Below are 6827 nucleotides of genomic sequence, written 5' to 3'. Positions count from 1 at the left end.
GCAGTTGCTTGTAGCCCTAATGATCAGATAATAACATATGAAAGGTACGACAAGACAGTCAAACTTTGGAACTATGATGGTAAAATGCTTGCCACTCTTTATGGTCATAGTGATAAAGTTAACGCAGTTGCATTTAGCCCAGATGGTCAAACAATTGCAACAGTTAGTGATGATAAGACCGTTAAACTCTGGAAGCGCAGTGGTACAGAGCTTACTACTCTCAATGGTCACGCCGATAGAGTTTATGGCGTTGCATTTAGCCCAGATGGTCAAACAATTGCAACAGCAAGTGCGGACAACACGGTAAAACTATGGAATCGCGATGGTGGGCTACTACGCACGCTCAACAGTCACACAGATAGGGTGAGGTCAGTTGCATTCAGCCCAGATGGTCAAATAATTGCTACAGCAAGTAGAGATAACACAGTAAAGCTATGGCGTCGGGATGGTTTACTACTACGCACTCTTAATGGTCATACTGATGAGGTTAGAGCAGTCGCTTTTAGTCCAGATGGTAAGACTATAGCCTCAGCCAGCTTAGACAAAACGCTTAAACTCTGGGATCAAAACGGAAAGTTGCTCACTACTATTAATAACAATGGTAATAGAGTTTTTGGCGTGGCGTTTAGTCTAGATGGTCAAACAATTGCTACAGCAAATGGAGATAGAAAAGTTACGCTCTGGAATAGAGAAGGTGTGGTGCTGAACACTCTTGATGGTCATAGCGATATAGTTTATGCAGTGACGTTTAGTCATAATAATCAGACAATAGCCTCAGCAGGTAGCGACAAGACAATTAGACTTTGGAAACTGCGTGGAAATTTGCTGACTACGCTTCATGGTCATAGTGGACGAGTTTGGTCAGTTGCATTTAGTCCAGATGGTCAAACAATTGCTACAACCAGTGACGATAGCACAGCCAAACTTTGGCGACTAGATGGTACTGAAGTGAGAACCCTTAAAGGACATAAAGCTGGAGTTTGGTCAGTTGCATTTAGTCCTGATGGTCAGGCGATCGCTACTGCAAGTCGAGACAAAACAATTAAACTCTGGACAAGTAGTGGTGTGCTGCTAAAAACTTTAAATGGTCATACAGGGGTGGTAAATGCAGTTGCATTCAGTCCTAATGGTAAGATGATTGCTTCAGCAAGTGACGATAAGACAATCAGACTTTGGACAAGCAACGGAAAATTGCTCAGGACTTTAAATGGTCATAATGATCAGGTTTGGGGAGTAGCTTTTAGCCCAGACAGTAAAACAATTGCTTCATCCAGCCGAGATAAAACTGTTAAACTATGGACATTGGATGGTACAGAACTTACTACCCTTAAAGGCCATAATAGTGCGGTTAGGTCAGTTGCTTTCTCTGGTGATAATAAAATCATCGCCACAGCAAGCTGGGATAAAACTGTCAAACTTTGGACGCGGGATGGTATGCTGCTACGCACTCTTAGCGATCATAACGGTGCAGTGTATGGAGTTGCGTTCAGTCCGGACGGTCAGGCGATCGCTTCATCAAGTTTAGACAAAACCGTCAATATCTGGACACGGGAGGGAAAGCTTGTCACAACCCTCAATAGTCATAGTGATATAGTTTCCAATGTTGCTTTTAGTCCCGATGGTAAAATAATTGCGTCAGCAAGTGATGATAAGACAGTGATTCTATGGGATTTGGATCGTGTCGTGGCTTTCGATAAACTACTAACCTACGCTTGTGGTTGGGTAAGCGATTATCTCAGGACAAATGTAGAACAGGATTCTTTGCAAAATGCTCACCTTCTTTGTGATGGAATTAAGCTGAACTTTTCGCAACACACAAATTTGGTTAGTGCAAGACCCTCTCGAATTGTATACTAACGGTTGACGATAGTAACGCAAAGCGATAACATTGTGATTGTTAGTTTTAAATCTGAACAAACAAAGCTTATCTTTAATGGCTTTACATCTTCTGTGTATCCGCCCGATATCCAAAAAACTGCTTTACGAAAACTGCTTATCTTGGACGCTGCAATATCAATTAACGATTTGCGCGTTCCACCAGGGAATCGTTTAGAAAAGCTAGTTGGTGACAGGAAAGGGCAGTATAGTATTCGTATTAACGAGCAATGGCGAATCTGCTTTGTTTGGACGGATCAAAACAATGCTTCGGAAGTTGAAATAGTAGATTACCATTGACATAGGTCAATAATTATGAAAAACGCTCATCTGCCAAATATTCACCCTGGTGAAATCCTACAACTGGAATTTTTAGAGCCACTAAATATCACCCCATATCGGTTGAGCAAAGATATAGGTGTAGCTCAGACAAGAATTAGTGAAATTTTATCTGGAAAACGGGGTATTACAGCTGATACAGCATTGCGTTTATCTCGCTATTTTGGTAACAGCGCTCAGTTTTGGTTGAATTTACAAACCCAATATGATATACGTCAAGCTCTTCAAGAAAATGCAGAAGTTTATAATCAAATACCTACACTTCCGTTTAACGATGTAGCCTGAGTTTGAGAAGAAAAATTGTACGTGTGTCGTTAACAACAGTTCAAACTGGTTTTTACTTTCCTTAACTTTTCCCCACGCCCATCACTGAAAAGGATTTCACCAGTTATTTGTATCATTCCCCTCACAGATCAAATCCTTTTAAATTGAACAAATAGGCGAAAGATAGCTATCCAGCCTATAGCCGCTAGTAGTAAGGTTAGGGTATCGATCATTTGAACGCTCCTATTTATCCTTAATTTGTCTAATACTTCTAATTACAGTTTCTCGTCCCTTGATTTCGGATTCCACATAAGATTAGCTGTTATCCTTTGGTATCAAGAACTTTGAACCATACAAGTACAAAGTGCATAAGATGGTGGTATTAACACCTATTAAGATAATGAAGCGTTTTAAGTAATTTTTTCATGAAACACCACTCGTAAACGAGTGGTCAGTTTCTTTACTGACGAACTGGTTAGTTTTTAACAGTCATACGGTTCTGTCTACCGTGTGATTTTTGTACTATCGAATATCAGGGAAAACTATGACTATTCGCATTGATAATCTCTCTTCTGTGCTAACAGAGAATGAGTTAGAAATTCTTAGAAAACTTGGTAGATTCACCATTTCTTTACAAGATGGTTACGCCGAGATAGAAGTTGACAATGAGGATAATGCTATTCAAAGCCTAAATAGCATCGAATTTTTTGGGAAGAAACTAAAATTTTCTAAGTTAGGAAACAGTCGTGATGCTGGGAGGAGAGACTCATTTGACGGTATTCGGGGAGACGATGCTGGGGGAGACGATGCTGGGGGAGACGATGCTGGGGGAGACGATCCTGGAGGAGGCTGATATTACTCTCAGGATAATCAGTCGTTACGAATTATCTTAACTTGATTTGCGGCTCTCTTCGCCTTCTCCCTTGCTTCTAAAATATTATTCCCTTTTGCCAAAGCAACTCCCATTCGTCTATAAGGATGAGCATTAGGCTTACCAAATAGCCTAATGTCTACATCTTTTTCTGACAAAGCTTCAGCTACGCCTGTAAACGCAATTGAATCTAGTTGTTCTGTTGCTAAAATGACGGCACTGGCTGAGAAACCAAATTGTTCTATATTGGGAATGGGTAAGCCTAAAATGGCTCTTAAATGCAGTTCAAACTCGTTAAGATTTTGCGATATTAAAGTTACCATTCCTGTATCATGGGGTCTAGGAGAAAGTTCCGAAAAAATAACTTCGTCTTTTGTAATAAAAAACTCAACACCAAAAATTCCTGCTCCCCCTAAAGCATCGGTGACTTTTTTTGCTATTGATTGTGCTGATAATATCATTTCATCAGAAATTTCTGCCGGTTGCCAAGATTCTTGGTAATCTCCTCTTTCTTGACGATGACCAATAGGAGAACAAAAAATTGTTGGTGCATTCCACTGTTTAATTGTCAGCAAAGTTATCTCAATTTCAAAGTCGATAAATTCTTCGACAATCACTTTTTGACTATCACCCCTGGAGTTGGCGATCGCGTACTTCCAGGCTTGTTCTACTTCACTCTTATCTTTAACTACAGATTGACCTTTCCCTGAAGACGACATCACAGGTTTAACAACATTAGGAAACCCAATTTCATCAGAAACAGCAATTAACTCTTCTTCACTCGTTGCATAATCATACTTAGCCGTGCGGATCCCTAACTTTTTAGACGCTAATTCCCTGATCCTGTCACGGTTCATTGTGTAGTTAGTTGCTGCTGCTGTCGGGATAACTGTAATACCTCGCTGCTCAAACTCTATAAGTTTTTCAGTTCTAATTGCTTCTATTTCTGGTATAATAAAATCCGGCTTATATTTAGCGACAACAGCTTCTAGATCATCCGCACTCAGCATAGAAATCACTTCCGAACAATCAGCAACTTGCATAGCTGGAGCGTCAGCATAGCGGTCAACAGCAATCACATAATTGCCTAGACGCTGAGCCGCAATCACAAATTCTTTGCCTAGTTCTCCTGCACCTAATAACATTAATTTTTGCGGCAGTTTCATCGAATTTTTCATCAAATTTACCAGTTATTACAAAAAAATTATCTTATCAAGAATTAAGCATTAATTGTATGTACTAAGCAGAACTACCACTTTCTCCTAAAATCACAGCAGCCGTGATCAAATGTGCTAAACGTAAAGCCTCTGGTACTTTACCGCAATCTGTTAAGCGTTGCAATACTCCAGCTATCACTTCCGGTTCTTCACCACTGACTTGAAAAACAAACGGCGGAGTTTCATAAATAGTACCTGCAAGCTTTAAAAGTTCAAGCCGTTGTTCAAAGTTTGGCAGGTTTTTCATAGCTTCACGGACAGCGACTAAATCAGGGAAACGGCGCATAATTGCTACACACGGAAGTTGTAGTCTCTGTGCTAATTCTGGAAGATTAACAAGATTGAATCCGCCAAAACCAAGTCCATCTATTAACACAATGTGTAATTGGGAGAGAAATTTACCTCCTATTAGTAGCCTACAAATTGCATCTGTCGCATCTAATCCATCAACCTCTACATTTCCCCACACCATACCCTCAAACCGAGTTCCACCACAAACCACTCCCGCTATGCTTACCTTACCCCCGACACCCCGAATAAAAGGTGCATCGTCGAAACCGATGACGCGAATAGTACGGTTAAGTCTGAGTAACGATTCAAGTTTCATTGCCCTGGGAAATATTCCTTGTATTAACAGTTATCAGTGAACAGTAAACAGTTATCAGTGGTCAAGGTCTATGGTGCGGTGTTAATAGATAACTGAGTAGTGGTACTGATAACCGATAACTGACAACTGATCCGGTCATGATTCAAGTGCTGTTTTTTTTTGCGTGATCCCATTATTATCGTAGCAAGTCGTTGTTTAACGTCAGCTTATTCTCTACTTAATAAATAATGTCTAAGCTAAAATAGACGCATCGATAAATTAGCGTTTTACAATGTTTAAATCATTTTCCAAAAAGCCATTACGCAGATTCATTTTACTGCTTACTGTAGGTTTAGTAATTGTATCTGCTATTATTTTCGGGTCTTTAAGAAAAGCAACTGCTGCTAGTGTCCACTTAACAATGGGAAACCCAAGTGGAGCAATTACTAGTACAGCTAGTCCCGATAATTACTTGCTAGACAAAGCTCAGTACGCTGTATCATATAGCAATTCAAGAAGAATTCCTAACTGGGTAAGTTGGCAACTCAATCAATCTTGGTTAGGTAGTACTCCCAGACAAAATGATTTTCGTGCGGATACAACACTACCCTCTGGATGGTATCAAGTCACAACTTCCGATTACACTGGTAGTGGGTATGATCGAGGACATATGTGTCCTTCGGCGGATCGCACCAATTCAGTCACGAATAATTCTGCAACGTTTTTAATGACCAACATAGTCCCCCAAGCAGCTGATAATAATCAAGGCTATTGGGCGGAATTGGAAAACTACGAGCGATCGCTAGTAACTAACAATGGCAAAGAGCTATACGTCATTGCTGGGGGATATGGCAGTTTAGGTACCATAGCCAATGGTAAGATTACAATTCCAGCCCGACTTTTCAAAATTATTGTAGTAACAAACCCTGGTACTGGCGCAGCTGGTGTCAACACAAGTACACGCGTGATTGCTATAGATACCCCCAACACTCAAGGAAGTCGTTCTGTTAACTGGGGAAATTTCCGTACTACTGTTGATTCCATCGAGTCCAAAACTGGTTACGATTTCCTCTCGAATGTTAGTTCATCTGTTCAAGCCGTAATTGAGTCCACAGTTGATACTGGTCCAACACAGTAAATAATCAGTTAACAGTTATCAGTTATCAGTTATCAGTTAATAAATGAAATGATAACTGGTCTGGTCAGCCCTTTCGGTGAAGGGGCTGACTCCTGTTGATTAAGTTTCAACAACTTTAGTTGATAGTCCAGCTAAATCGCCTTCTTTTGTTTTACCAACAATATAGACATCAATCTCTATTGAGCCAACTCGATAAACCTTTAAATCATCGAGGTTGGCTTTTAACGTCTGTACGAGAGACTTATATTTTGAAACATTTTGTTTTTGTTCTTCGTCATGCCATTCTTTTTCCTCTGCAACATTCCGAAATAAATGATCCAGATCAACTGTTTCAACAGGTGAATCTTTAGGATGGTTTGTCAATTCTAAAATTTTGTCAGACCCTAAAGCTTCTTTACCTTGAGCAGACCATACAAAAGGAGATATGGATTAAGACAGGAAATCGACTGGGTATAAAACTAGAACAGTGGAATGGCGAAGATTATAAAAACTATATAAGGTTTTCCCAAGCAGTTGGGTGGTTAGATGATAAGGGAA

Annotated in this window: 9 protein-coding genes; 6 read left to right on the top strand and 3 right to left on the bottom strand. The window is 40.1% G+C overall.

What is annotated here, in order from left to right; translation table 11 throughout:
- The 4 genes from G4P69_RS34790 to G4P69_RS34775 all read left to right on the top strand — a co-directional run.
- Positions 1 to 1857, top strand: a 1857-nt coding sequence (locus G4P69_RS34790) for a WD40 repeat domain-containing protein (RefSeq protein ID WP_208354486.1), incomplete at its 5' end; no start/stop codon positions are given.
- Between the two features lie 33 nt (positions 1858 to 1890).
- On the top strand, positions 1891 to 2175 hold the full coding sequence (locus G4P69_RS34785; protein WP_208346218.1) for a type II toxin-antitoxin system RelE/ParE family toxin: 285 nt from the start codon (positions 1891 to 1893) through the stop codon (positions 2173 to 2175).
- 15 nt (positions 2176 to 2190) lie between these two features.
- Positions 2191 to 2499, top strand: a complete 309-nt coding sequence (locus tag G4P69_RS34780) for a HigA family addiction module antitoxin (RefSeq protein ID WP_208346217.1) — start codon at positions 2191 to 2193, stop codon at positions 2497 to 2499.
- A 523-nt stretch (positions 2500 to 3022) separates the two neighbouring features.
- Positions 3023 to 3331, top strand: a complete 309-nt coding sequence (locus G4P69_RS34775; protein WP_208346216.1) for an RNA-binding protein — start codon at positions 3023 to 3025, stop codon at positions 3329 to 3331.
- Between the two features lie 17 nt (positions 3332 to 3348).
- Here the strand turns inward: G4P69_RS34775 and purT are convergent, their stop codons facing one another.
- Together purT and G4P69_RS34765 are read right to left on the bottom strand one after the other, a co-directional pair.
- Complete coding sequence (gene purT, locus G4P69_RS34770; RefSeq protein WP_208354484.1) at positions 3349 to 4527, bottom strand: formate-dependent phosphoribosylglycinamide formyltransferase; 1179 nt, start codon at positions 4525 to 4527, stop codon at positions 3349 to 3351.
- Between the two features lie 61 nt (positions 4528 to 4588).
- A complete protein-coding gene (locus tag G4P69_RS34765) occupies positions 4589 to 5173 on the bottom strand; it encodes an endonuclease dU (RefSeq protein WP_208354482.1) in 585 nt (194 codons plus the stop codon).
- A 271-nt stretch (positions 5174 to 5444) separates the two neighbouring features.
- Between G4P69_RS34765 and G4P69_RS34760 the strand changes: the two genes are divergently transcribed.
- On the top strand, positions 5445 to 6290 hold the full coding sequence (locus tag G4P69_RS34760) for a DNA/RNA non-specific endonuclease (protein ID WP_208354479.1): 846 nt from the start codon (positions 5445 to 5447) through the stop codon (positions 6288 to 6290).
- A gap of 99 nt (positions 6291 to 6389) precedes the next feature.
- Here the strand turns inward: G4P69_RS34760 and G4P69_RS34755 are convergent, their stop codons facing one another.
- A complete protein-coding gene (locus tag G4P69_RS34755; RefSeq protein WP_313890607.1) occupies positions 6390 to 6653 on the bottom strand; it encodes a nuclease A inhibitor family protein in 264 nt (87 codons plus the stop codon).
- Between G4P69_RS34755 and G4P69_RS34750 the strand changes: the two genes are divergently transcribed.
- Positions 6647 to 6827: hypothetical protein (locus G4P69_RS34750; RefSeq protein ID WP_208354477.1), on the top strand; the 181-nt coding region annotated here is incomplete at its 3' end. The genes G4P69_RS34755 and G4P69_RS34750 overlap by 7 nt on opposite strands.

The organism is Aetokthonos hydrillicola CCALA 1050 (genome assembly GCF_017591665.1).
Lineage (GTDB): Bacteria > Cyanobacteriota > Cyanobacteriia > Cyanobacteriales > Nostocaceae > Aetokthonos > Aetokthonos hydrillicola.
Note: the sequence above shows the minus strand (reverse complement) of the source record. Positions and strands in the feature narration are given on the sequence as shown.

What these genes read in the sequence shown, in the direction of transcription:
- G4P69_RS34780 (WP_208346217.1), top strand. Translation starts at nt 2,191, where the DNA reads ATGAAAAACGCTCATCTGCCAAATATTCACCCTGGTGAAATCCTACAA.
- G4P69_RS34775 (WP_208346216.1), top strand. Translation starts at nt 3,023, where the DNA reads ATGACTATTCGCATTGATAATCTCTCTTCTGTGCTAACAGAGAATGAG.
- purT (WP_208354484.1), bottom strand. Translation starts at nt 4,527, where the DNA reads ATGAAAAATTCGATGAAACTGCCGCAAAAATTAATGTTATTAGGTGCA.
- G4P69_RS34760 (WP_208354479.1), top strand. Translation starts at nt 5,445, where the DNA reads ATGTTTAAATCATTTTCCAAAAAGCCATTACGCAGATTCATTTTACTG.
- G4P69_RS34765 (WP_208354482.1), bottom strand. Translation starts at nt 5,173, where the DNA reads ATGAAACTTGAATCGTTACTCAGACTTAACCGTACTATTCGCGTCATC.